Annotated in this window: 21 protein-coding genes; 8 read left to right on the forward strand and 13 right to left on the reverse strand. The window is 38.4% G+C overall.

Annotated features, from left to right (window positions below; translation table 11 throughout):
* Nucleotides 1-26 precede the first annotated feature (26 nt).
* Entirely contained in the window at nucleotides 27-917 is an 891-nt protein-coding gene (locus FCR2A7T_RS00690; RefSeq protein WP_035116759.1) for a pseudouridine synthase, read from the forward strand.
* Between the two features lie 52 nt (nucleotides 918-969).
* Here FCR2A7T_RS00690 and trxA read toward each other — a convergent pair whose 3' ends face one another.
* The 5 genes from trxA to FCR2A7T_RS00715 all read right to left on the reverse strand — a co-directional run bounded on the left by trxA (nucleotide 970) and on the right by FCR2A7T_RS00715 (nucleotide 7,375).
* Complete coding sequence (trxA, locus tag FCR2A7T_RS00695; protein ID WP_023569337.1) at nucleotides 970-1,287, reverse strand: thioredoxin; 318 nt, start codon at nucleotides 1,285-1,287, stop codon at nucleotides 970-972.
* Nucleotides 1,288-1,394: 107 nt separating this feature from the next.
* Nucleotides 1,395-1,586 (reverse strand): hypothetical protein, encoded by a 192-nt coding sequence (locus FCR2A7T_RS00700; protein WP_023569338.1) that lies wholly within the window; start codon nucleotides 1,584-1,586, stop codon nucleotides 1,395-1,397.
* 9 nt (nucleotides 1,587-1,595) lie between these two features.
* Nucleotides 1,596-6,119 carry a DNA polymerase III subunit alpha gene (dnaE, locus tag FCR2A7T_RS00705; RefSeq protein ID WP_023569339.1) on the reverse strand — a complete coding sequence of 1,508 codons (4,524 nt, stop codon included), beginning with the start codon at nucleotides 6,117-6,119 and terminating at the stop codon, nucleotides 1,596-1,598.
* 321 nt (nucleotides 6,120-6,440) lie between these two features.
* On the reverse strand, nucleotides 6,441-6,791 hold the full coding sequence (locus FCR2A7T_RS00710) for an RNA recognition motif domain-containing protein (protein ID WP_023569340.1): 351 nt from the start codon (nucleotides 6,789-6,791) through the stop codon (nucleotides 6,441-6,443).
* Between the two features lie 143 nt (nucleotides 6,792-6,934).
* Nucleotides 6,935-7,375 carry a DUF6252 family protein gene (locus FCR2A7T_RS00715; protein ID WP_023569341.1) on the reverse strand — a complete coding sequence of 147 codons (441 nt, stop codon included), beginning with the start codon at nucleotides 7,373-7,375 and terminating at the stop codon, nucleotides 6,935-6,937.
* A gap of 213 nt (nucleotides 7,376-7,588) precedes the next feature.
* Here FCR2A7T_RS00715 and FCR2A7T_RS00720 point away from each other — a divergent pair, with 213 nt between their 5' ends.
* From FCR2A7T_RS00720 to FCR2A7T_RS00745, 6 genes are all read left to right on the forward strand, one after another.
* On the forward strand, nucleotides 7,589-8,404 hold the full coding sequence (locus FCR2A7T_RS00720) for a hypothetical protein (RefSeq protein ID WP_023569342.1): 816 nt from the start codon (nucleotides 7,589-7,591) through the stop codon (nucleotides 8,402-8,404).
* A 49-nt stretch (nucleotides 8,405-8,453) separates the two neighbouring features.
* On the forward strand, nucleotides 8,454-9,083 hold the full coding sequence (locus FCR2A7T_RS00725) for a hypothetical protein (protein WP_023569343.1): 630 nt from the start codon (nucleotides 8,454-8,456) through the stop codon (nucleotides 9,081-9,083).
* Nucleotides 9,084-9,097: 14 nt separating this feature from the next.
* On the forward strand, nucleotides 9,098-10,705 hold the full coding sequence (locus FCR2A7T_RS00730; RefSeq protein WP_023569344.1) for a T9SS type A sorting domain-containing protein: 1,608 nt from the start codon (nucleotides 9,098-9,100) through the stop codon (nucleotides 10,703-10,705).
* Nucleotides 10,706-10,793: 88 nt separating this feature from the next.
* Nucleotides 10,794-11,339: a 30S ribosomal protein S16 gene (locus FCR2A7T_RS00735; RefSeq protein WP_023569345.1), complete on the forward strand. Its 546-nt coding sequence runs from the start codon at nucleotides 10,794-10,796 to the stop codon at nucleotides 11,337-11,339.
* Between the two features lie 15 nt (nucleotides 11,340-11,354).
* The gene (gene rimM / locus FCR2A7T_RS00740) at nucleotides 11,355-11,885 is read left to right on the forward strand and encodes a ribosome maturation factor RimM (RefSeq protein WP_023569346.1); all 531 of its coding nucleotides are present in this window, start codon (nucleotides 11,355-11,357) and stop codon (nucleotides 11,883-11,885) included.
* 19 nt (nucleotides 11,886-11,904) lie between these two features.
* Complete coding sequence (locus tag FCR2A7T_RS00745; RefSeq protein ID WP_023569347.1) at nucleotides 11,905-12,609, forward strand: tRNA1(Val) (adenine(37)-N6)-methyltransferase; 705 nt, start codon at nucleotides 11,905-11,907, stop codon at nucleotides 12,607-12,609.
* On the opposite strand, the gene FCR2A7T_RS00750 is transcribed toward FCR2A7T_RS00745, so the two are convergent.
* The 7 genes from FCR2A7T_RS00750 to FCR2A7T_RS00770 all read right to left on the reverse strand — a co-directional run bounded on the left by FCR2A7T_RS00750 (nucleotide 12,606) and on the right by FCR2A7T_RS00770 (nucleotide 21,450).
* A complete protein-coding gene (locus FCR2A7T_RS00750) occupies nucleotides 12,606-13,895 on the reverse strand; it encodes an HlyD family secretion protein (protein ID WP_023569348.1) in 1,290 nt (429 codons plus the stop codon). The genes FCR2A7T_RS00745 and FCR2A7T_RS00750 overlap by 4 nt on opposite strands.
* A gap of 2 nt (nucleotides 13,896-13,897) precedes the next feature.
* Complete coding sequence (locus FCR2A7T_RS00755) at nucleotides 13,898-16,090, reverse strand: peptidase domain-containing ABC transporter (protein WP_023569349.1); 2,193 nt, start codon at nucleotides 16,088-16,090, stop codon at nucleotides 13,898-13,900.
* Between the two features lie 19 nt (nucleotides 16,091-16,109).
* Complete coding sequence (locus FCR2A7T_RS00760; protein ID WP_023569350.1) at nucleotides 16,110-17,684, reverse strand: vitamin K epoxide reductase family protein; 1,575 nt, start codon at nucleotides 17,682-17,684, stop codon at nucleotides 16,110-16,112.
* 3 nt (nucleotides 17,685-17,687) lie between these two features.
* Complete coding sequence (locus FCR2A7T_RS00765; protein WP_023569351.1) at nucleotides 17,688-19,172, reverse strand: TlpA family protein disulfide reductase; 1,485 nt, start codon at nucleotides 19,170-19,172, stop codon at nucleotides 17,688-17,690.
* Between the two features lie 66 nt (nucleotides 19,173-19,238).
* The gene (locus tag FCR2A7T_RS15165) at nucleotides 19,239-19,415 is read right to left on the reverse strand and encodes a hypothetical protein (protein ID WP_023569352.1); all 177 of its coding nucleotides are present in this window, start codon (nucleotides 19,413-19,415) and stop codon (nucleotides 19,239-19,241) included.
* A gap of 202 nt (nucleotides 19,416-19,617) precedes the next feature.
* Nucleotides 19,618-19,794, reverse strand: coding sequence for a hypothetical protein (locus tag FCR2A7T_RS15170; RefSeq protein ID WP_023569353.1), 177 nt, complete (start codon nucleotides 19,792-19,794; stop codon nucleotides 19,618-19,620).
* Nucleotides 19,795-19,887: 93 nt separating this feature from the next.
* Nucleotides 19,888-21,450, reverse strand: a complete 1,563-nt coding sequence (locus FCR2A7T_RS00770; protein ID WP_023569354.1) for a vitamin K epoxide reductase family protein — start codon at nucleotides 21,448-21,450, stop codon at nucleotides 19,888-19,890.
* Between the two features lie 272 nt (nucleotides 21,451-21,722).
* Between FCR2A7T_RS00770 and FCR2A7T_RS00775 the strand changes: the two genes are divergently transcribed.
* The gene (locus tag FCR2A7T_RS00775) at nucleotides 21,723-21,881 is read left to right on the forward strand and encodes a hypothetical protein (RefSeq protein WP_023569355.1); all 159 of its coding nucleotides are present in this window, start codon (nucleotides 21,723-21,725) and stop codon (nucleotides 21,879-21,881) included.
* A gap of 1 nt (nucleotide 21,882) precedes the next feature.
* Here the strand turns inward: FCR2A7T_RS00775 and FCR2A7T_RS00780 are convergent, their stop codons facing one another.
* Nucleotides 21,883-23,679: a helix-turn-helix domain-containing protein gene (locus FCR2A7T_RS00780; protein WP_051369480.1), complete on the reverse strand. Its 1,797-nt coding sequence runs from the start codon at nucleotides 23,677-23,679 to the stop codon at nucleotides 21,883-21,885.
* Nucleotides 23,680-23,748 lie beyond the last annotated feature (69 nt).

The following is a 23,748-nucleotide window of genomic DNA, read 5'->3' on the forward strand; positions in this document are numbered from 1 at the left end:
TATCTTTGCAAAAATTATACAGTGCAATGAGTTACGGAAAAGGTAATAATAAAAAAAGACCGTCAACAGACAAACCAAAATCCGGAGTAAAAAAAACTTCGGCAGCGGGCAAGTCTACCATCAAGAAAGATGACAAGAAAACTGGTTTCCCGAGACCAAAACCAGCTTTAGATAAAAAACCAAAAGCGCCAAAAAAACCAGCCAATCCGGACGAAATCCGTTTAAATAAATACATTGCCAATTCGGGCGTATGCTCGCGTCGTGATGCGGACATTTACATCCAATCCGGAAACGTAAAAGTCAACGGAGAAGTGGTAACCGAAATGGGCTACAAAGTGCAACTGAACGATGTGGTCAACTTCGACGGAAGCCTGATTACTCCGGAGAAAAAAGAATACGTTTTATTGAACAAACCAAAAGGATTCACAACTTCCAAAGAAGAAGACATCAACTCCAACAATGTATTGGATTTGGTTCGCGGTGCTACAAGAGCCAAATTACAGGCCGTTGGACGTATGGACAAAACCACAACCGGTTTGTTATTGTTTACCAACGATACCGACATGATTCGTAAGTTCACGATTCCCAACCAACGCTCTTCGAAAGTATATCAGGTTTCTTTAGACAAAAATCTGAAATACGAAGATTTGGAAAAAATTGCAGGTGGATTGACTATCGACGGACACCGCGTTTACGTGGAAGAAGTCTCCTATATCGAGGACCAGCCGAAAAGTGAAATCGGCATCAAAATGAAAACCTCCAACGTAAAAGTGGTGCGTTCCATTTTCGAACATTTCAAATACGATGTTTTAAAAGTAGACCGTGTGGTTTTCGCCGGTTTAACCAAAAAGAATTTACCAAGAGGCAATTGGAGATTCCTAACCGAGCAGGAAATCATCAATTTGCGAAACATATAAAACCAAAAAGGCTAACGAAATGTTAGCCTTTTTTTATACTTTGATGCGTCGATTATAACAATGCGTCGATAGCTTCTGTGTATGTATTTTTAGGAGCAACTCCTACCTGACGTCCTACCACTTCCCCATTTTGGAAAACCAAAACCGTTGGAATATTACGAACACCGTATTTTGCTGCAAACTCCTGATTCGCATCTACATCTACTTTTCCGATTACCGCTTTTCCAGCATACTCCTCACTGATTTGGTCAATGATTGGAGCCACCATACGACATGGACCACACCAAGCTGCCCAAAAATCCACCAATACCGGTTTGTCTGATTTCAATACTACTTCGTCAAAAGTTGCATCTGTTATTGCTAAAGCCATTTTAATGTTGTTTAAAATTTGAGTAACAAAAATAATACTTTATTTTGATTCCCAATCGGTTTGAAAATCAGTTTTGATTATGATTGTATTGTTATTTCTTATGTCTATCAGAAAAGATTTTTCAATGCTTCTCGTTTAGCCTTTTCAAAATCAGCCGTGACTTGTTTGATTTCCTTATGTTTTTCCTCATTGCTCAAACCCTCTTTATTCTTTATTTCCAATACAATTTTATCGAATTGTTTTTTGAGTTCCTGAAGGAAATCACTTTGTCCCTCCGAATGTAATTTCAAGTTTTCCATGTAGAATATCTAATTCAGCTTAAAGTTAATCTGTAAACGCTCGAGCTCACTCAATACCGCATTGGAAATCCCAACTTTCAGTTTCCGGCTCGGCATGCTGAGTTTGGTCACCACTTTAATTTCTTCTTTTTCTTCCGGCATGGTAATTTCTACCTCATCCAGACTTTCATCTGCATCACCAACCTCATCGGAATCGTTCAGTTCACTAACTACCGGAACTTCTACAATCCTTTTAACCCGTTCCAGCTCCATTACTTCAAAAGTTACCGTGGTTTCCCCGGTATTGGCTTTGAACAGTTCGTTCAGTTCCATAATAAGTTGCTCCTGCAAATCAGTAATAGAGAACATTAAAATCAGTTTTTTAGAAAATTTAGGCAACACATCCTGCAATTGCAACACGTCCATAAACTGCAAACGAGGATCCGATTTTTTCCCGGTTTCTTTATTGGTCCAGCCTTCTTTCACATTCAGTCGGATGTACACAAAATGATTTTGTCCTAAATAATGACGGAATTTCAGATATTCTTCATCAAAAATCCGGAATTCGTAACTCTCATCATACCCTTCCAGATTGAAGGTTGCCCAGCCTTTTCCGTTCTTAGCCGTTCTGTGTTGCACATTGGTTACAATTCCGCCAACGGCTATATTTTTTCCTACATGCGGAGTCAAATCTTTCAAAGCTTCAAGTCGCGTACTGCAGAAATATTTCATTTCAAATTTATAATCGTCCAACGGATGCCCGGAAATGTAAATCCCCACCACTTCCTTCTCTTTGGCCAGTTTTTCCATCGTGAACCATTCTTCACAAGGCGGCACGGTAGGCTCGGGAATCTGTACTTCGGAAGCATCGCCGAACAAACTTACCTGCGAGGAGTTTTCATTTTCCTGCGTTTTCGATCCGTAGCGCATCGCCTTTTCCAAAAAGGTAACATTATCCCCATCATGATGGAAATACTGGGCGCGGTGTGTGTTCTCAAAACAATCAAACCCTCCGGCTAACGCCAAATTCTCAAAAGCTTTTTTGTTGGCAGCTCTTAAATCAATACGTTTTGCCAAATCGAAAATGGATTTGTACTTCCCGTCTTTTCGGGTTTCCACTATGGTTTTTACAGCACCTTCCCCTACTCCTTTAATCGCACCCATTCCGAAACGAATTGCATAGTTTTCGTTTACCGTAAATTTATAGAAGGATTCGTTCACATCCGGTCCTAAAACCGCTAAGCCCATACGCTTACACTCCTCCATAAAGAACGACACCTGTTTGATGTCATTCATATTATTGGAAAGTACCGCAGCCATATATTCCGCAGGGTAATGCGCTTTTAAGTAAGCCGTTTGATAAGCAATCCAGGCATAACAGGTCGAGTGCGACTTATTAAAGGCGTAACTTGCAAACGCTTCCCAGTCGGTCCAGATTTTATCCAGCTTTTTCTCATCGTGCCCGTTAGCCATGGCCTGATCGATGAACTTGGATTTCATTTTATCCAAGACATCTTTCTGCTTTTTACCCATCGCTTTACGCAAAACATCAGCATCCCCTTTCGAGAAGTTGGCCAGTTTTTGCGACAAAAGCATTACCTGCTCCTGGTATACGGTAATCCCATAGGTTTCTGAAAGATACTCTTCGCAGGCATCCAAATCATAGGTGATGGGTTCTTCACCATTTTTTCGGCGAACGAAAGATGGAATGTACTCTAACGGTCCCGGGCGATACAAGGCGTTCATCGCAATCAAATCCCCGAAAACCGTAGGCTTCAGTTCCTTCATGTATTTTTGCATTCCGGCCGACTCGTACTGGAAGATTCCAACCGTTTCTCCCCGCTGGAACAACTCGTATGTTTTTTGGTCGTCAATGGGAAACGTATCCGGATCGAGTTGGATTCCGGTACGGTATTTCACCAATTTGACCGTATCTTTTATTAAGGTAAGGGTTTTTAAACCCAGAAAGTCCATTTTCAGCAATCCCGCACTTTCTGCAACGGAGTTGTCAAACTGCGTTACGTACAAATCGGAATCTTTGGCCGTGGTTACCGGTACGAAATTGGTAATATCATCCGGTGTGATGATTACCCCACAGGCGTGAATTCCGGTATTTCGCAACGAACCTTCCAAAACTTTTGCCTGCTGAATGGTTTCTCCGGCCAAGTCTTCTTCGTTGGCAATTGCAATCAATTCTTTAACCCTGTCAAACTCTTCCGAAGATTTCAAGGCTTTTTTTACTTCGCCTTCATCTTCTGCCAGAAAACGTGCCAGATTCCACTTTGATGGCATCATCGCCGGAATCAGCTTGGCGATTCTGTCGGCTTCAAACAACGGTAAATCCAACACACGAGCGGTATCACGAATCGCCGATTTTGTCGCCATTTTACCATACGTGATAATTTGCGCTACCTGATTCGCACCGTATTTGTTGATTACGTAATCCATAACCAAACCACGGCCTTCGTCGTCAAAATCGATATCGATATCGGGCATGGACACACGATCCGGATTTAAGAAACGCTCAAAAAGCAAATCGTATTTAATCGGGTCGATGTTGGTAATACCCAAACAATACGCAACCGCTGAACCCGCTGCCGAACCACGTCCCGGACCAACAGAAACGCCCATTTTCCGAGCTTCGGCAATGAAATCCTGTACGATCAGAAAGTAACCCGGATATCCGGAATTGGAAATTGTCAACAATTCAAAATCCAAACGTTCCTGAATCTCCGGCGTGATTTCCTCGTACCTTCTTTGTGCGCCTTGCATCGTCAGGTGGCGTAAATAGGCGTTTTCACCTCGTACCCCGCCATCGGTTTTGTCTTCTTCCACCACAAATTCTTCGGGAATGTCGAATTTCGGAAGCAATACGTCTCTGTACAACGAATAAGCTTCAATTTTATCGATAACTTCTTGAATGTTAATGATGGCTTCTGGCAAATCGGCGAAGAGTTTTTTCATCTCTGCTTCCGACTTGAAATAGTATTCCTGATTCGGTAAACCGTAACGATAACCACGACCGCGACCAATTGGCGTCGCCTGCTTTTCTCCGTCCTTCACACACAATAAAATATCATGAGCGTTGGCATCTTCTTTGGCTACATAATAGGTGTTGTTGGTGGCAATCAGTTTAACATTGTGTTTTCTTGCAAAAGCAATCAGGGTTTGGTTGACACGATTTTCATCTTCCTGATTATGGCGCATGATTTCGATGTAAAAATCGTCCCCAAATTGGGATTTCCACCAAACCAATGCTTCTTCGGCCTGATTTTCACCGATATTTAAAATTTTGCTCGGAATTTCCCCATAGAGGTTTCCGGACAAAACAATGATGTCTTCTTTGTATTTTTCGACTACCGTGCGATCGATTCTCGGCACGTAATAAAATCCGTCGGTATAGGCGATGGACGCCATTTTCGCCAGATTGTGGTAGCCTTTTTTGTTCTTGGCCAGAAAAACAACCTGATAACCGTTGTCTTTTCGGGTTTTGTCTTTATGGTCGTCACAAATATTGAACGTACAACCCACTATGGGCTTTACAATAGTTTCCGAAGGTAACTCGCCGTTTTCTTCAGCTGCTTTGTTCTTGGCTTCGGCAGCTTTGTTGTGATTGAATACGGCACTCACGAAATGGAATGCGCCCATCATGTTTCCCACATCGGTCATGGCTACGGCAGGCATCTTGTTTTTTACCGCCGCACTGACCAAAGCGTTAATGGAAATGGTGGATTGCAAGACCGAAAACTGCGAATGGTTGTGCAGGTGCGCAAAAGCCGCATGTTCCAAATCTTTGATCACTTCTTCGGAAACAGAGGTCGTAACTTCCTCCTGCTGGATTTGTTTTAAACGCGCCCGGATTTCATCGGAAGCTTTTTTCAGGTTGATGTGTTGTAACCCTATCAATTGAATTTCCTGCGGGTTGTTCTCGCGGAAACGGTCGTAATAGTCTTCGGTAACGTCGAGTTCTTCTTTAGTAAAAACCTCGCGTTTGATTAACTCTAAGAAACAGCGTGTTGTGGCCTCTACGTCGGCAGTGGCGTTATGGGCTTCCGCAAACGGTTGTCCGAAAAGGTATTGGTGTAATTCGGTTAGCGTTGGCAGTTTGAATTTTCCGCCGCGCCCTCCGGGTAATTTTAATAATTCGGCTGTAGTTTCGGTACAGGTGTCCAAGACAGGCATTTTCACCATATCGGAACCTACGTTCATACGGTGGAATTCACACCCCATAATATTAACGTCGAACCCTACGTTTTGTCCTACGATGAATTTGGTTTTGGAAAGTGCGATGTTAAATTTTTCAAGTACCTCCATTAACGGAATTCCCTGTTCCATGGCCAACTCGGTAGAAATCCCGTGGATGCGTTCGGCATCATAAGGAATATTGAATCCTTCCGGCTTCACCAGATAATCCTGATGCTCGATAAGATTTCCCATTGCGTCGTGCAACTGCCACGCGATTTGAATACAACGGGGCCAGTTGTCGGTATCGGTAATGGGTGCCGCCCAACTGCGTGGTAATCCGGTGGTTTCGGTATCGAAGATTAAATACATTTCTCTGATTTTTAAGCCGTAAGCGATATACTACAAGCCATTTTTAGACTGAAACAAAAATACGTTTTCGGAAGCGGAATGTCAATTTTAGTTATCAACAAACACAAAAGACGCCAGCTTACCAGCCCCGGTTGAGCCGGTAGCCCCCGATTTTTATCGGGACTAAAGGAGAAGACGGGAATAGGGATGGCCTAGAAGCCCGAACCTTTCGCTCCAAAAAAAAAAAAAAAACAACCCCAACCTTCTGAAATCTTTGCAAATGAAGGGAATAAAAAAAGCCGTCTCTTGCGAGACGGCTTCTGTTATGTATCTAAAAAAAGATTAGTATCTTCCTCCTCTGTTTCCACCACCGCTGTTTCCACCACGATTGTTTCCACCACCGTAACTTCCGCCTGAACGGTTGTTATTGAAGCTTCTTCTTTCACCTTCCGGTTTCGGCTCTGATTTGTTCACTACTATAGTACGACCACCAACAGTGGCACCATTCAACTCTTCGATTGCTTTCTGAGCTTCCGCGTCGTTTTCCATTTCAACAAAACCAAATCCTTTACTTCTTCCGGTAAATTTATCGGTGATAATTTTAACTGAATTCACCTCACCGTATACAGCAAAAGAATCTCTTAAATCTGCTTCGTCAATTGAAAACGGAAGACTTCCTACAAAAATGTTCATATATATTATTTAAATAATTTTGGTAAAGGTAGGTTATTAATTTTGTAAAACACTCAATGTTAAGGTTTTCTTTTGAAATAAAATTTACCCCAATAAAAAACCACCTCTTTAGAAGTGGTTATTAATCAATATTTTATATTTATTTATCGCGGTACTTTGTAAAAAGTCCCTTCTGTAAAAATCACTTCATTCCCTTCTTCATCTTCACCCACAAACTGGAAATTTCCGCTTATGGTTCCCGTTGCCTGATTCGGGGTAATTATAATTTTTCCTGAACCTACACCCGTTCCGGTTGCAAATAAAGCACCTTCGCCATCCACCGATTCATAGGTTGCTGCATTAACATTATTAACTCCTAAAGTATATGTCCCAGGGTTAGCCGACGCAGTATGAAGCGTAACAATTTCGGTACCCACAGCTGCAATAACCGTAAGCCCCCCTGCATCAGAAAAAGCAGTCATATCATTGGCTTTCCAGATATTACCGTTTTTATTGGCCTGAAATGCAGGACTATTGAATTTGATTTCTTCACCACAAGAAGCGAATGTAACTGCTAAAATGAATAATGCAATTATTTTTTTCATTTTGATGTAAATTGGGATTTAAAATAATACGTACAAAAATAACTTTTAATTGATAATGTGCAAGTTTTTATTCAAAATGATTTACCCTACAGCATACCAACCCTTGTTTTTTTAACAATTCAAAATGATTTTGTCACAAACAATCAAATAATTTAATTTGAAAGAATACTATTATATATTAGTTTTTTAATTCATCCTCTAACAGATTTATTTATGAAAATTAAAGTGTTTTTTACATTACTATTATGTAACTTCATCTATTCGCAATCCCCATGTCCTGAAGTTTTATACACAGGAACTCCAACAAATATAATCTCTAGCTACAACACAACGCTCAACGAAAATCTACAGAGACCCTCTTCCCCTATGGCAACTCCAGATGAAAGACAATACATCGACAACTATCCCGATAAGCAATATGTTTACAAACTGGTTTTTAAAATTATTAGAGACAATTATGGCAACAGAATTACCGGTTTTGTGGGAGAAGACCAAGCTATGAATGCCATAAGAGATTTAAATTTAAGCTTTAACCCTTTTAATATTTTTTTCAAATATGGCGGTTTTGAATATATTGATGATTCCAATTTAACTGGAAATCGTTCTATCGGGACATTATACAATGATATTTCAAATCCACATTCGACTCCAAATTCATTCAACATCTTTGTTTTAGATGGCGATATTCTAAGTTCCGACGGTTTAACACCGGGTTTTGGTCCGCAAACAGGAACACTTACATTCGTTAGCTATATTGGTTTAACTTCCAAAAGAATACTTTCCCATGAAGTAGGTCATAATTTCTACCTATATCATGACTTCAGGAATTATGGAGATGCGACAAGTTGCGAACATGCTACCAGAGATTTCCAAAACTCCTTTAACACATATGACTATAATGCTGATTGGGCGGGAGACAGAATCCACGATACACCTGCAACAAAAATATGGAACATTTCAGAGTATACTACCGAATGTAGTACTTACCAAGGAGGCGATATCGATTGCAACCAAGAAAGACCTCTTTAACGACCCACTCAGGCTATACAAAAATGCTTATCCAACATTAACCAATTTTATGCATTGGCATGATGGAAACGATTTAGCCTGCAATTACAGTTTCACCCCAGGGCAAGGAAAAAGAATCCGATGGGCGATATCTTTGGACACTCAATTTAACTATGGTATCTTTACCCCTACAGAAATAGACAAATCCCTTCTATATCAACCTTTTGAAACCACTGAAGTAGGAGGTGACAATATTGTTAGCATAACAGATAATCGTGATGGCACGGCTACCGTTTGCAGAAGTATAGTTAGGCGTGATCGTTTCCAAAAAGGATTTGACTGTGTATATTACGCCATGAATAACAATGTGATTGATACTTCAGCTCCTGATGATTTGAAAGTAATTTCAGAACGCACCTTTGACTACAAGGTAAAAATCAACCAGATGAACCCTATAGCAACTGAAATTGTGCCTGTTGTTTGTACAAGGGGTGTCATTTGCAATACAGAACCCTATGTTTCGGGAGTAATTTTATCCATGCAGGTTTTAGGCTCTATGAACATTACCGTGAAAGAACTCAATGAAGTACAGGTTAACGATCCCGAATTATTTGACAAACTGATGGCAGAATATTACCACATCATTAAAAAACAAACAGCCTCAGGAGCTGTAGACGAAAAAATTATATACAAACCCTAACTAAATTACAAATCATGAAAATCATCACTGTTTTCTTGTTTTTTGTTTACAGCAGCATGCACTCCCAGGCTCCGGCCATGGATTGGATGCTTCGTTACGGCGGCACACAACTAAATTATGGTTTTTCTTTGATTCCTACTTTAGATGGTGGATTTATGATTGGTGGCCATAGTAACTCCAATGCATCAGGTATAAAAACAGAAAATCTGGTTGGGTTCGATTATGATTATTGGATATTAAAACTTAACAGCGTGGGTGCTATTGAATGGCAACGCGACATTGGAGGTGGTGTAATCAATCCTTTTATTGATTCTATGGGAGACCGGCTTTCTGATATACAACAAGCTTCTGACGGAAGTTATTTTTTAGGAGGTTCCTCGGATTCTCAGATTTATGGACACAAAACTGAGCCATGTTATGGTTATTACGATTATTGGGTAGTAAAATTAGATGTTTCCGGAAACATTCTATGGGACAAAACTTTGGGAGGTGCCTTAGGAGATGGTCTTACAGTCCTACAGCCCACACCAGACGGCGGATGTATCGCAGGCGGAAATTCTAACTCTAATGTTTCAGGAAATAAAAGTGAAAACTCCAGAGGAGGAAACGATTTTTGGATTGTAAAACTGAATGCTTCCGGACAAATCGAATGGCAAAGAACCATGGGCGGTAGCGGTAATGATATATTATCCTCCATTTTGGAAACGAACAGCAACGAATACCTTCTGGGAGGATGGTCGGACTCGAATATTTCCGGTGAAAAAACCGAAAACTCAAAAGGCAGCAGTGATTTTTGGATTGTAAAAATAAACCTTTCCGGCACCATCTTATGGCAAAAAACCATTGGAGGTAATAGCGGCGACCGACTTTCTAGCATGACAAAATCCAACAATTCAATTTTACTCGCCGGAGATTCATCGTCTAACATTTCCGGAGATAAAAGCGAAAACAGTAGAGGGCTGTCGGACTATTGGTTAGTGAAAATTGACAATAACGGTACCTTACAGTGGGACAAAACCTATGGTGGTGCTGATAGCGAAGACATGTTTGAAGTTACTCCACATTCTAACGGCGGATACGTCGTTTCAGGCGGAACAAAATCCCCCTCATCCGGAGACAAAACCGACGCTTTTTTTGGAGGTACAGGCGATGCCTGGATTATACGGATTGCCGAAAACGGAAGTCTTTTATGGCAAAAAGCTATTGGCGGTAGTGATGGAGAAGCGCTTTACAATGTAATCACCCTTCCTGATCAAAGTATTGTTTTAGGAGGCTCTACTATTTCACCCGTTTCCGGAAATATTAACGTTCCAGGATATGGTGGTTTAGATTATTGGCTTGTAAAACTACAACCCGAAACTTTAGGCATTAGCTACAATGAAGCAAACCAATTCAGCTGTTACCCCAACCCTACCAAAGAAGCGGTTAATCTCCACTTTGAAACCCCAAAAGAAAAAATTTCCATTACAGTGTACAACGCACTACTACAAAAAACACAGGAAATGGTTTTTAACAACAGTAATAGTGCTACATTTATGTTAAAAGGCACCTCAGGAATGTATTTTGTAAAAGTAAAAACAGACAACGACAGAGAAAACCTTATTAAAATAATAAAAAAATAATACTTAAAAACGATTGTATCCTAAAGTTTTATATCTTTGCACCCTTAAATAACCGAGGTCGAGAACCTCAAATTAATCAAACAAGATTATGTCAGTAAAAATTAGATTACAAAGACATGGTAAAAAAGGGAAACCTTTTTACTGGATCGTAGCAGCAGATGCTCGCGCGAAAAGAGATGGTAAATTCTTAGAGAAAATCGGAACTTACAATCCAAACACTAACCCTGCAACTATCGACTTAAACCTTGATAAAGCAGTTACATGGTTATTCAACGGTGCTCAGCCAACTGACACTGCAAGAGCTATCCTTTCTTACAAAGGTGCTTTATTGAAACACCACCTTGAAGGCGGAGTACGTAAAGGCGCTTTAACTGCTGAACAGGCAGAAGCTAAATTAGCGGCTTGGTTAGAAGCAAAAGCAGGTGCTGTTGATGCTAAAAAAGCTGGTTTATCGAAAGCAGAAGCAGATGCTAAAGCGAAAGCTTTAAAAGCTGAAAAAGAAGCTAACGAAAAACGTATTGCTGCACAAGCTGAGGCTGCTAAAGCTGCAGAAGCTACAGAAGAGGTTGCTGAAGAAGTAGCTACTGAAGAAGCTCCGGCTGCTGAAGAAAACAACGAAGAAACTCAAGCATAATTTTAAAGCGATTCCATGCGTAAAGAAGAATGTTTCTATTTAGGTAAAATCGCTAAAAAGTTTAGTTTCAAAGGGGAAGTTCTTATCTATCTGGATACAGACGAACCCGAAATGTATGAAGATTTGGAATCAGTTTTTGTTGAATTCAACAAAAATCTGATTCCATTTTTTATTGAAAAAGGCGCGCTTCACAAAGGCGACTTCCTCAGAGTAAAATTTGAAGAAGTGGACAGCGAGGAAGATGCCGATCGCTTAATCGGCTGCGAAGTCTATCTGCCATTAAGCACGTTGCCAAAATTGGAAGGTAACAAATTCTATTTCCACGAAGTAATTGGTTTTGATGTGGAAGACCAGCGTTTGGGAAATATCGGAAAAATTGTTTCCATTAATGATTCCTCTGCACAACCGCTTTTCGAAATCATGAAAGACGATACGGAAATCCTGATTCCGATGATTGACGCTTTCATTGTTCAGGTGGACCGCACCAACAAAAAAGTGGTATTAAACACTCCGGAAGGTTTAGTGGATTTGTATTTGAATTCCTAAGTATTCCAACTTCATTCTGATGTTTCAATTCAAACAATTCTCCATTGCACAAGACCGCTGCGCCATGAAAGTGGGCACCGATGGGGTTTTATTGGGTGCTTGGACTCCTCTCATCAACAATCCATACAATATTTTAGACATCGGTACCGGAACCGGAGTTATTGCTTTAATGTTAGCACAACGCAGTCATGCCGAGCAAATTGACGCGATTGAAATTGACGACGAAGCCTACGAACAGGCTACCGAAAATTTTGAAAATTCTCCTTGGAACGACCGCCTGTACTGTTACCACGCCGGTTTGGATGAATTTGTGGATGAAGTCGAAGAAGAATTTGACCTGATTGTTTCCAATCCGCCGTTTTATACCGAAAATTACAAATCCGAAAACGAACAACGGGATGCGGCCCGATTTGAAGATTCTCTTCCGTTCGAAGAATTGGTGGAAGCCGCCGATTTTTTCTTGTCCGACCACGGAATTTTTTCCCTAATCGTACCCTTTAAAGAAGAAGAAAAGATTATTTCCCTGTGCAAGGAACGCGACTTGTTCCCTTTAAAAATCACGCGGGTTAAAGGCACGCCAACTACAGAAATCAAACGCAGTCTGATGGCTTTTTCAAGAATTGAACAAACTCCTTTATCGGACGAATTGGTAATCGAAACCGCCCGTCATCAATACACTCCCGAATACATTGCACTCACCAAGGATTTTTACCTGAAACTTTAATTCGGTTTAAAAACATCCCTAAACTGGTACAGAATTCGCTCCAGCAAACGCAAATCTTCGGTAATAATTTCAGCCGACCCTTTCATTTCCTGTTGGAACGGGATTTCTTTTTTATAACTGGTCCTCATATTTTGCGGTAAAACAACATCCAACATTATGTTTCCGTCTTTGTCCGGCACCAACGAGATAGTCTTCACTTCTCCTTTTAAAATTCCGAATTCACGATCCGGAAAATTAGCCAAACGGATGTTTACCTGTTGTCCCACTTTCAGTTTACCTGAATTACGCACAGGCGCTTTTACTTTCCCGATGTAATTTTTCCCGGTTTTAGGAACCACCGAAAACACGTTATCACCCGCTGTTATGGTTTGATTTTCGACCCAAATCTGTGCAAAAGACACTTCGCCCTCGATAGACGATTTCAAAACATAGTTCAGTTCCCACTCTTTAACAGCTTTCTTCAGTTGGTAGAAGGATTGCGTAACATTTCGATCCAGCGTCACTTCCTCTTTGGTCCCGCTGATTTCCGTTCCTTTCACCGCTCTTGTATTTTCAATCAAAGACGATTTTAATTGCGAAATGGAAGTCAACAGGTTTTTATAATTTTTTTCCGATTGCAGAAAATTCAGCTTTTTGGTTTCAAATTCCTGATCCGAAATCACGCCTTTACTGTGCAATGTGGTATACCGGCTAATTTCATTTTTTTGCAGTTTCAGCTCCTGTTCGTTGATGCTTTTCTGTTGAAGCAATAAACGCAGTCGTTCCTGAATTTGGGTGCTTTCGGATTTTTTAGCCGTATTTTCCACCTTAAAGGGCTGTAAATTGGCATTCAGTCCTTCCGCAACGTAATCTTTCTGGAAAACCGCATATGCATTTTCGATTTCACCCAATTGCGCATTATTCAATTTTTCAAAAGGGAATTTCTTACCGGATTCCGATTCATTGATTAGTTTTGTCAACAAAAAAACATCTTTGTAATTCGCGGCGTTTTCAATGATGGCTAAAGGGGTATTTTCGGGAACAACCGTTTTATTGTTCACAAGAATCGCCTCGATGCGTCCGGAGACTTTTGCCACCAATTTTTCCGGCGGAATGCTGGTTGTGATAACAATTTCACTTGCGACCACATCCGGATATTTCAAAAACCAGGACGTAAAAAACAGCATGATGATGATACCGAAAATCAGCACCGTTCCCCAACGGATCATCCAATGGGGTACTCGGGTGAGAATCTCCTGTACCTCTTCACTACGCAATTCGAATGTATCTTTATTTTTCTCTTCCATGACTAATTTCCTAATTGCAATTGGTTTCTGACCAGCTCAAAATAATTCCCTTTTTGTTCCACCAAAGCCGAATGATTGCCCATTTCGATGATTCTTCCTTTATCAAGCACCACAATCTGATCAGCATTCATTACGGTACTTAACCGATGGGCAATAACCACAACCGTTTTGTCTTTGAAGAACAAATCCAGCTTGCGCATGATTTCCTTTTCATTGTTGGCATCCAAAGCGGATGTTGCTTCATCGAAAAACAACATTTCTGGGTTTTTATACACCGCCCGGGCAATAAGCAATCGTTGTTTCTGACCAGTACTCATTCCGACACCTTCCGAACCGATTTTGGTATTGTATCCCAATGGCAGCCCTGAAATATACTCTTTAATATTTGCTACATCGGCGGCATAAACCAGACGTTGTTTGTCGATACTATCAACTCCTACTGCAATGTTGTTGGCAATCGTATCGTTAAAAATAAAACCTTCCTGCATCACGGCCCCTACACTGTTTCGCCAGGCTTTTTGGGAAATATTTCTAAGTTGCGTATTTCCGATCAAAATTTCGCCCGCATTTGGTTCATAGAATTTGAGCAGTAATTTCATTAAGGTGGTTTTTCCGCTGCCGCTCACCCCTACAATTGCCGTTACTTTATTCGTAGGAATCGTTAAATTTAGATTTTCCAAAACCGGAACATCCGAACCCAAATAGCGATACGAAAGGTCTTTTATATGAATATCTTCGTTTTGAGGAACATCGTGCATCTGATGTGCTTCCTGTTGGATTTCATCTTCTTTTTCATGGATTTCAGACAATCGGGCCAAGGAAATTTTAGCGTCCTGTACTTCTCTGACAAAACCAATAAGTTGCGTAATGGGTCCGTTCAAACTTCCCACTATGGAACTGATTGCCATCATCATTCCGAGGGTGATTTCGCCGTCGATAACCAATTTGGCCGATAGAAAAACAATGAAAATGTTTTTAAGTTCGTTGATTACCGAGGAACCGATGGTTTGCGTTTGTTCCAGCACCAATCCTTTTATGGAAACCCGAAACAATCTGGCCTGAACGTATTCCCAACCCCAGCGTTTTTGTTTTTCGGCGTTGTGTAGTTTGATTTCCTGCATGCCGTTAATGAGCTCCATTACTTTACTTTGTTCCTGACTGACTTCGGAAAACCGCTTGTAATCCAAAGCCTCCCTTCGTTTTAAAAACAAGGTAATCCATCCGAAATACGTAACACTTCCGGCAAAGAAAATAAAGAAAATCTGCAGATTATAATATGCCAAAACGCCTCCCATGACAACCATATTGATTACAGAGAACAAAACATTTAAGGAAGAGGTCGTAAGAATGCGTTCGATACGACGGTGGTCGTTGATTCGTTGCATGATGTCGCCCGTCATTCTTACATCGAAAAAAGAAATCGGGAGATTCATCAGTTTGATGAAGAAATCGGAAATCAATGAAATGTTTATTCGAGTCGAAAGATGTAACGTTATCCAACTCCGAATCAATTCCAAACCTGTTCTTCCGGCAAAAAGGAACAACTGAGCAAACAAAATCATATAAATGAAGTTGATGTTTTGGTTTTGAATTCCTACATCGACAATACTTTGGGTAAGAAACGGAAAAATAAGCTGCAGTAAACTGCTCGCAAACAAACCAATGCTTAACTGGATTAAAAACGATTTGTAGCGCCACAGGTATTGGTAGAGCATCCCAAAACCGAGTCCTTTTTTTTCTTCAATATCAAAATCCGACCGGTGGAATTTCGGGGTAGGCTCCAGTAAAAGTGCAATACCTTCTTCCGTTGTTTCATCGGCATTATTGCCGATCCAGAATTTCAGGAATTCTTCTTCGGAATAGTCTAACAGCCCTTGCGCCGGGTCAGAAATAAAATAAGTACCCTTCTTTATTTTGTACAGCACCACATAATGGTTGTTGTTCCAATGCAAAACACAGGGTAGCGGTGCTTCTTCCAATCTTATCAGATTGAGCTTTACCCCTAACGTCCGGAAACCGATTTTTTCGGCGGCATCGCTAAGATAAAGCAAATTACTCCCCTCACGGGTAGTTTCGCTTAAATTGCGTAATTCCTGAATATTAAGGAGTTTCCCATACTGTTTGGCAATGATTTTTAAACAGGTGGGCCCGCAGTCTTTGGAATCGGCTTGTATGTAGTTGGGGAATTTTTTCAATTAAATAATCTTTAATATTTTAAACAGGCACATCATTAGCTAAATCTTCAATAAAATGGATCAGACTATTTCTGTCGTATTGCACAGGAAAATGATATCCGTTTATAATTATTGCAGGTACAAATGTAATTTGATTGTTCCGGTTCCAAGTTAATTGTTCGCGTAGCAATTCACTTATTTGTAAATCAGTTATTTGTTGTGCAACTTTTGAAATTAATTTGGTTTCCTCCTTGGTTTCAAACCAATTATGCAATGCTTTTAAAAAGGATTCCTGGCCTTCATCAAAATAAATCCGCATTAATTTATAGTGAATCTTTTTTGCATTTTCATTCCCTTTTTCATCATAATTAAACCGTAAATCAAAAACCACTTTATCACCAAAACGTTCTAAAACTTCTTCCAGAATTTTATGAGCCTCTTTACAATGGGCGCAAAAAGGACTGGAGACCAATATTATTTTCAAATTGGCTTCAGGATTACCTAAAAAGACTCGTCTTACTTCATTGCTTTTATCACTCACCGTGTCTGAAGACAACAATGCTATTTTAAACAACGAGTAATTACGTTTAAAACGATTACTTTTTACAATTTCAGATTGTAAATTCAGATTGTCTTTCATGGTCTTTTTGACAAAAAAAACAGTCAAATAAAGCCCTAACAAAATAGTAGTATAATACAACACCATTTGGAAATTAAACTTCCATTGGGATTCCTTAAAAAAATATAGTGCAATAATTTCCGAATAAAGTAATCCAATAATAACCATACACATCGGGCATATTTTTTTCACTACAACAATTTGCTGATACAAGGAGATTAATGTAATTGGGAGAGAAACAATCAACAACGTCATTGAAATAGAAAAAAAAGAATCCAATTGATTAGAAATCGAAAAAAACAACAAACACAACAGTTGAGCACCAAAGAAAGTAATACTGGCATCACTAAACCTAAAATGCTCTAATATTTTTGACTTTTGGGAAGTAATAACAACGTTGCAATCCGTATTTTCAGCAATAGAGCAAACGGCTTCGGAGAATTTTGTTTTGATTCCAAATTCATATGAAATGGCTTCAACGGATAAAAAAAGGCCAATCAACCCAAAGAAAAGAAACAGACCTGATAGTATTGAAATCGTGTTCATTAAAATCAAAACCACATAGAGCATGCCGAATATCCACAATCCAAGATTCCGAAAATTATTGATTTTTTTGGACACTACAACGTCTTCCTCTTTTTCAGCAATCAAAACTATATTTTGAAATACGTCCTGAAATGCTTGCTTAGAAAGAATGACCGGTTTTTTATTTTGGGTATACCTGTAGCCCGTTTTGGTGCGTTCAATATGTGCCATTGCCGGAACAGGGTCTTCATTTTTTATAAGACCGATAAAATTATCCGGTAAATGTTCCAAATCGTCATTTTCTATTCTTGCTGTCAGATTGTTTATCTTAAAAAAGCCCAAAGTATCACTTACGGCAAGTAGCGAAGGATAATAAGGATGTGATTGTATCTGAAAATCAAACTCGTCTTCATCGATTGCTATCTTTTCCTTTTTAAGATATTGAAAAAAGAAAGTGAAATTTACGCTCATCGTTTAATTGTTTTTTAGAGCACTCAGAATTTCGTCGTAAAGATTTTGGCCTTCAGACGGTCTTTTCGCATTAGTTAAAACCAATTCTCCTTTCAAATTAAACAGTAAATAGCGGGGTATTGAAATTTCACCGTTTACATTTAGCAATTTTTGCAATGATGCAACTATGGTAGAAGAAGCAAAATAATGACCTCCTCTTAAATCATAAGCAAGGATATCTTTTTCCCATTTGGAAATCTGACTCTTATTGTCGACAGAAACGTATAGTATTTCAATATTATTCGCCTTTAAAAAACTATGAAGCGGTTTTGAATAGCCAAATTCTTTTTTACAGGGAGCGCAATATGATGCCCACAAATCCACAAAAACAGGTTTTCCAGTAAATTTATGCTGAATCAACTCCGTCAGCCCTTTAAATTCAAATACACTTTCCAACTTCAACTTGGTTGCATTATAAGGGTAAAAAGCCAATGTATACGGCAACATTGGTACAACTGTTTTTGACATATTGTTTAATTCCTTAATTTTTACCAAATAAGGACTATTCGGAAAAGTTTCAATAAACTTCTCGTAGGAACATCCGCTCTTATCGAACCCAAAGTGTTTTATATTGTTCGCGATAAGTAATTCCTGATACCGAATCGGAGCATATGAATACATATCCTCTGAACCGCTCCAAAGGCCAATATCTTTTTTACTTCCTTCCAAAATTTTTCCACTGATATTCAAGCACTTTCGTTGTATGGCAATGGTTCTTATTAAGCCATCACAATTGTCATATTTCTCGTCAAAACCGTCGTATTTATGATCTGTTTTAATTAAAATCTGAGTCAAATCATTTTCAGTCAAATGCAATCCCTTTAATTTATTCGGATCGCCTTTGAAATTGTAGACTAAAAAATTGATGTTAAACAACAAATACAAATCAACCTGTTTATTTGCTATTTCATAAAACGGAAGCGTTATATTTTTATTTTTCAAAAGAACCTCAAAAGGTTTCATGAACTCGGTCCTTAGATTTTCCATTTTTAAAAAAAAATCATCCGAAGTGCTAGCACTCTCAAAAATTGATTTTAAATACGGAGTCATTTTTTTAAAATTAAGCAAACTGGATCTGTTCAACTCTTCAAGTCCCAAAGCATTGTTTCCTTCAAATTCGAGAGCAAACTTGTCATTTTCTTTTTTTACAATCAGCTTTATTTTATCGCCTTCTTCAGCGATAATCATTACCGAAGGCATATAAGGATTCGATGCTATTGTAAAGGCGCCCACTCCTTTAGTTTTAAATGACTTTCTAAAGAAATTATTTTGAGCAATTGTATAATCTGAGTTATTCAAATAATTGAAATAACCTGCATCGACAGATTTATTAAACCAAACTTCAGTAGAATCTTTCACTCCTTGCAGCACCCCTTCAATCTGAACATTTTGTCCTCTTGCAACCACCATTATAAAGAACAAGAAAATTAACGTATAACTATTTTTCATTATTACTTAAAGCAAGAATTATGGAAAATGGAAGGAGAGGATTTGCTCCTCTCCTATCTTTAACTACTAACATCCGTTAATTTCACAAATTAAAAGACATTGCTCAATTGACGTTGCATACCCCATGAAGTATCCATCACAATAGCATGTAAAATCACTAATTGGTAATTTACCTCCATTAATGTTTTTCATTTCTTCTCTCTCTAAACTTTTGCCTAAGTTTAGGGCTTTTAGTTTTTTCATCTTTACTTATTTAGATGATTAATAATTATTTTTAACTCTAAAATCTTTCTTGATAAGCTACTCACTGCGCGCTGGTTTTTACAAATAAAGTAAGAATTCGTTTGCTAAAATATTTTCATTGGGTAAATTATCCAAATTTTAAATGTTAATTTTTTAAAATATTTTTCCTACAAAATCAAATCAAATGTAAGAACTTTCTTTTTTAAATCAAATCAATATCAAAAAGGGGTACTTCTTTACAGGCAAGTTCTTCGCATTGATCTCCGTATTGTGCGCACATTCTGTCTTGTTTGCACAAGGTCTTTTCGGCCGCAATGCTTTTTTGGATGGTTTTGGATATTTGTTCAATCCCTGCGATACTTAAAATGTTGTTTAGCATAATGAATAGTTTTTTGGTATTTGATACTTACCCAGTCTTTTTTAGGACAGCCGGGATTTCTGTCCGTTTTATAAATGTATTTGGCACAGATTCTTAAGCTCTTACGGAGAGACTGTTTTCCAGCCTTTCGTTTTCTTTTAAAAAATCATTCAGAAAATATTTCAAATCACTGATTTCATATCCCTCCGGCAACAGCTTTCCATTAATAATTTTAACCGGCGCATAATTAAATTTGTTATGACGGCACCAGTTGTACTGCTGTTGGATTTGATGTTTTGCCTTCATATCAATAACATTGCTTGCCCATTTCGCTTTCCATTCTTCAAGTTCCATTTTCTCAGCAAACCAATCAACAATGGCATCCATTGCTTTTTCCGGAGTGGAATTATTCATGACCATAAGATTTTCTACAATAACTTTATAGGGATTCTCCTTGTTTTCCGGATCGATGTTAAAAAGTATATTTAAAAAAACACGCTCCGGAAATTTTGAAACCAGCGCATAGGCATCTTCAAAAGCAGTATGACAGTGCATGCAACTCGGACTGACAATTATTGTTAATCGGGTAGCCGCATTTTTATTTCCGAAAAACACCCCTTGAAGCTGATTAAGTCCTTTGGTTGTCGGAATCTTCTTCGTTAGAAAAGTAAACAACTCGAAATTTCTTTTGAACCTTATCGACTGAACCACCGTTTGATTTGCTGTAACCTTTTCTTCAAAAACGGGTTTAACCAACAGCCAGAGCAGTATAAAAAGAAAAGCAAAAAAGAAAAACTCGAAAAAACGGATTGAAAAAACATCCGTAAAAGACTGATTCCCGAAGGTAAAAATCAAAACCTGAACTACCACTATAAACGAAACCGCCAAACATAAAACGCACCATTTTTTTAATTCGGTTTTTTGAATCCATAGCGAATACAACAATATAGGAAGGGAAAAAACACTCAGGAATCCGACAATTATTGCCGAATCGTTGGGCTGAAAGAGTATTGCAGCAACACTGATACCAAAAAAAAGGAACGGTAAATCTGAAAACTGAATCCAATTTTTTTCGGAATTTGAGTTAATCACAGAAGCACAGGAAGTATTCGATTTGAGTGTGCATATTTTGGCAACCAAAACATTTGCGTAGCCAAACCGCTCCTGAAGGATAAAAATACCGGTAATCAGTCCTGCAAGAGAAGTAAACAACAAGGCAATACTACTCGCATTGTACGGATTGGAAAGCAATGAAACGGTAATCAGCACAACGGCCAGAAACACATAATACAACCCTCTCATGTTCAACGGTTCCGTATTGATATCGATTACCTCATTTGGCTCTATCAGTATAACAACCTGATCCCAGTCGGTAAGGAATTCATTAAACGTGAGATTTTGTTTTTTTCTGTTTTCAAATTCGATTGTTACGCCACTGCCTTTTTTCTGAGCCAAAACCATAGTGCCTCCCATAAGGGTTAAAAAATATTCGGGCAATTCCACAACCTGTTCTTTTGGAATTTTAGCTACAGCATTCACAATCGACAATGAATCCAATGCTTCCGTAATGGCAAAAACACTCGGGTAATTGGGATGGGAAGTATACAGTTCCGAGAAGTCATCTTTCTGTTCCGAAAAATGATTTTTATCCAAATATTTTCTGACTAAATAGGCCATTCGTTTTTTCCTTTTTTAATGCAAAATTTCACTGATTCAGTTGACGAAATTCAGCATTTTAAGAATTAAAAAAAAGAGAACCTGCCTATAATTCATAAATAATGAATAGATAATTTATAAATTATCATAGGATTTAAAAAAGTACAATGTATTGATTTAAAGAAAGTTAAATAAAAAAAATAGCAACCCGCTTTTGCAAAAAGGAGATTTATCGTTTTCTGTCTCTCTTGGGGATAAATTTGTTAAAACATCAATTTAACCAACAAAAAATTATGAAACGCAAAACCTTAAATCTTGAAGATTTCACAAGAAATCAATTGACCAAAAAAGAACAAAAAACCATTAAAGGATCAGGCGATACAACAACGCCGGAAGACGATAAAAAAGATCCCCTGAATCCTATCCCGGTAAAAGGAAACGGAAACCTATAAATCAGGTATCGGAAGAGGATTTAACTATCATTTCCTCTTCTATTTTTTTAATAAAACGAATCGGAGTTACTCCGGTTCGTTTACTAAAACTTTTGGTAAACGAAACCGCATTTTTATATCCAACACTTTCCGCCATGGCTTGTGTTGAATATTTCCGGTAAGTTGAATTGCTGATCATTTCGTCTATTACATAATTGATTTTCAATTCGTTGGCATATTCACTAAAGGTTTTACCAAACCGTTTATTCACTACATACGACAAATAGGTGGTATTGGTTTTTATTTTTTTAGCAATAGACTGCAAGGTAAAATCCGGATTGAGGTAATACTGCTTTTTCTCCAGTTGGAGTAACTTGCTCACAATTTCATTTTCTTTTTCCTCATCAATACTCAATGCCGCTGGTTTATTTTTTTCAATCGCAACTGTCGTTTGAGTATCATTAGAAAGCAAAACATCTTCCACTCCGTTAATTTTCTTTTCAAGATTTGCTTTGTGTTCTGCGATTAAGGCGCTTATTTTAACTTCGATTTCCCTTCGGCGCTTAATATTCCTGAACAAAACAAACAACAGCACGATAAACAAAACAACCGTAAAGCCTATCAAACCATTTTTTAGAAGAATCCGGTTCCGATACTTATTCTGTATCCCGTTCATCTCTTTGTTTAAGTCCGACAAACCCATCGTATAATTCACATCCAAAGCTTCTTTGGTTATTTTCGATTCGTTTTTTTCGAAAGCATCCAAATAAATCTCCGAATATTTATAAGCATTAGCTGCATCGTTCTTTTCATTATAAATCTTGGCCTGATAATAATTCGACTTTATAAATTCCAAATCGCCCGTTTTCCTGATTTTGTAGATGGAATCCACTTTCATAAAACAAGCCAGCGCCTTATCGTACTTTTTTTGGGTAAAATACAAACTCCCGAGATTAAGATTTACATTGTAATATTCGTCATCATAACCATTGTTTTTGGTCAGTAACATCAAACTGTAATATACTTTTTCAGCAGCCGCGTACTCTTCTTTCATAAAATAAATATTCCCCAGATTTATCTCGCAACTGATTTTTCTGTCGGTAAATTTTGCAGAATAGGTTATCGCTTTTTTATAAAAATATTCGGCTGAATCCAATAAATAAAATTTTCGGGTATCGTTATGGGTATAATACTCCCCTTCATAAAAATTCCCCAGATTGATATAAACATTCCCTTTATCTCTTATAAATTGTTCATCAGTATATTTATATTTTAGACCATCCAACATTGCACTGACCCCTCTCGAAATATCAATGGCCTGCTTATAATTCCCAACCTCATCATTAATCATTGCAATGTTATTCTTAAATTTTATAACCTGCATAAAATCACCAATACTTTGGGAAAGCCGTATTCCTTTTTCATACTTGTCCAAAGCTAGCTTGTAATTTCTCCTTTTCCAGTCAATTAACCCCCCTACATTTAACATAAAGGCATTTATTTTCACTTTTTCTTTAGAGGAAGGTGCTTTACGCAAATAGGTAAGTGCGGCGGCATATGATTTATCCGATGAAGGTCTGTCGCTTTTCAGCTGAAAATAATAGGCTTTACTGGCCAATGCAAAAGTCTTGTGCAACGGATTTTCATCTATTGTTTCCAATTCGGAAGCATAAACCAAAACGCTGTCAATGTTAACATTGAACGATGTTTTTATTTTTTCCTGTAGTGCCAGGATTTTTTCGTCATAAGCACCCTTGTCTTCCTGTGAATACACAGAAAAAGGGAGCATTAAAAATACCAAGAAGAAGAAAAAACGCATCGTCACTAATATTTTTTTTACAAAAGTAACTATAATCAATCGAACTCTGCTAAAACATTTTTTCGAATA

Origin of the sequence: Flavobacterium cauense R2A-7, assembly GCF_000498475.1 — a bacterium.
Lineage (GTDB): Bacteria > Bacteroidota > Bacteroidia > Flavobacteriales > Flavobacteriaceae > Flavobacterium > Flavobacterium cauense.

Excerpts from the sequence above, each read along its gene's own strand:
- FCR2A7T_RS15165 (WP_023569352.1), bottom strand. The coding sequence starts at position 19,415 with ATGAAAAAACTAAAAGCCCTAAACTTAGGCAAAAGTTTAGAGAGAGAA.
- FCR2A7T_RS00725 (WP_023569343.1), top strand. The coding sequence starts at position 8,454 with ATGCATTGGCATGATGGAAACGATTTAGCCTGCAATTACAGTTTCACC.
- FCR2A7T_RS00735 (WP_023569345.1), top strand. The coding sequence starts at position 10,794 with ATGTCAGTAAAAATTAGATTACAAAGACATGGTAAAAAAGGGAAACCT.
- FCR2A7T_RS15170 (WP_023569353.1), bottom strand. The coding sequence starts at position 19,794 with ATGCTAAACAACATTTTAAGTATCGCAGGGATTGAACAAATATCCAAA.
- rimM (WP_023569346.1), top strand. The coding sequence starts at position 11,355 with ATGCGTAAAGAAGAATGTTTCTATTTAGGTAAAATCGCTAAAAAGTTT.
- FCR2A7T_RS00765 (WP_023569351.1), bottom strand. The coding sequence starts at position 19,172 with ATGAAAAATAGTTATACGTTAATTTTCTTGTTCTTTATAATGGTGGTT.
- FCR2A7T_RS00720 (WP_023569342.1), top strand. The coding sequence starts at position 7,589 with ATGAAAATTAAAGTGTTTTTTACATTACTATTATGTAACTTCATCTAT.
- FCR2A7T_RS00780 (WP_051369480.1), bottom strand. The coding sequence starts at position 23,679 with ATGCGTTTTTTCTTCTTCTTGGTATTTTTAATGCTCCCTTTTTCTGTG.
- FCR2A7T_RS00750 (WP_023569348.1), bottom strand. The coding sequence starts at position 13,895 with ATGGAAGAGAAAAATAAAGATACATTCGAATTGCGTAGTGAAGAGGTA.
- FCR2A7T_RS00745 (WP_023569347.1), top strand. The coding sequence starts at position 11,905 with ATGTTTCAATTCAAACAATTCTCCATTGCACAAGACCGCTGCGCCATG.
- FCR2A7T_RS00710 (WP_023569340.1), bottom strand. The coding sequence starts at position 6,791 with ATGAACATTTTTGTAGGAAGTCTTCCGTTTTCAATTGACGAAGCAGAT.
- FCR2A7T_RS00700 (WP_023569338.1), bottom strand. The coding sequence starts at position 1,586 with ATGGAAAACTTGAAATTACATTCGGAGGGACAAAGTGATTTCCTTCAG.
- trxA (WP_023569337.1), bottom strand. The coding sequence starts at position 1,287 with ATGGCTTTAGCAATAACAGATGCAACTTTTGACGAAGTAGTATTGAAA.
- FCR2A7T_RS00715 (WP_023569341.1), bottom strand. The coding sequence starts at position 7,375 with ATGAAAAAAATAATTGCATTATTCATTTTAGCAGTTACATTCGCTTCT.
- FCR2A7T_RS00770 (WP_023569354.1), bottom strand. The coding sequence starts at position 21,450 with ATGGCCTATTTAGTCAGAAAATATTTGGATAAAAATCATTTTTCGGAA.
- FCR2A7T_RS00760 (WP_023569350.1), bottom strand. The coding sequence starts at position 17,684 with ATGAGCGTAAATTTCACTTTCTTTTTTCAATATCTTAAAAAGGAAAAG.
- dnaE (WP_023569339.1), bottom strand. The coding sequence starts at position 6,119 with ATGTATTTAATCTTCGATACCGAAACCACCGGATTACCACGCAGTTGG.
- FCR2A7T_RS00730 (WP_023569344.1), top strand. The coding sequence starts at position 9,098 with ATGAAAATCATCACTGTTTTCTTGTTTTTTGTTTACAGCAGCATGCAC.
- FCR2A7T_RS00775 (WP_023569355.1), top strand. The coding sequence starts at position 21,723 with ATGAAACGCAAAACCTTAAATCTTGAAGATTTCACAAGAAATCAATTG.
- FCR2A7T_RS00690 (WP_035116759.1), top strand. The coding sequence starts at position 27 with ATGAGTTACGGAAAAGGTAATAATAAAAAAAGACCGTCAACAGACAAA.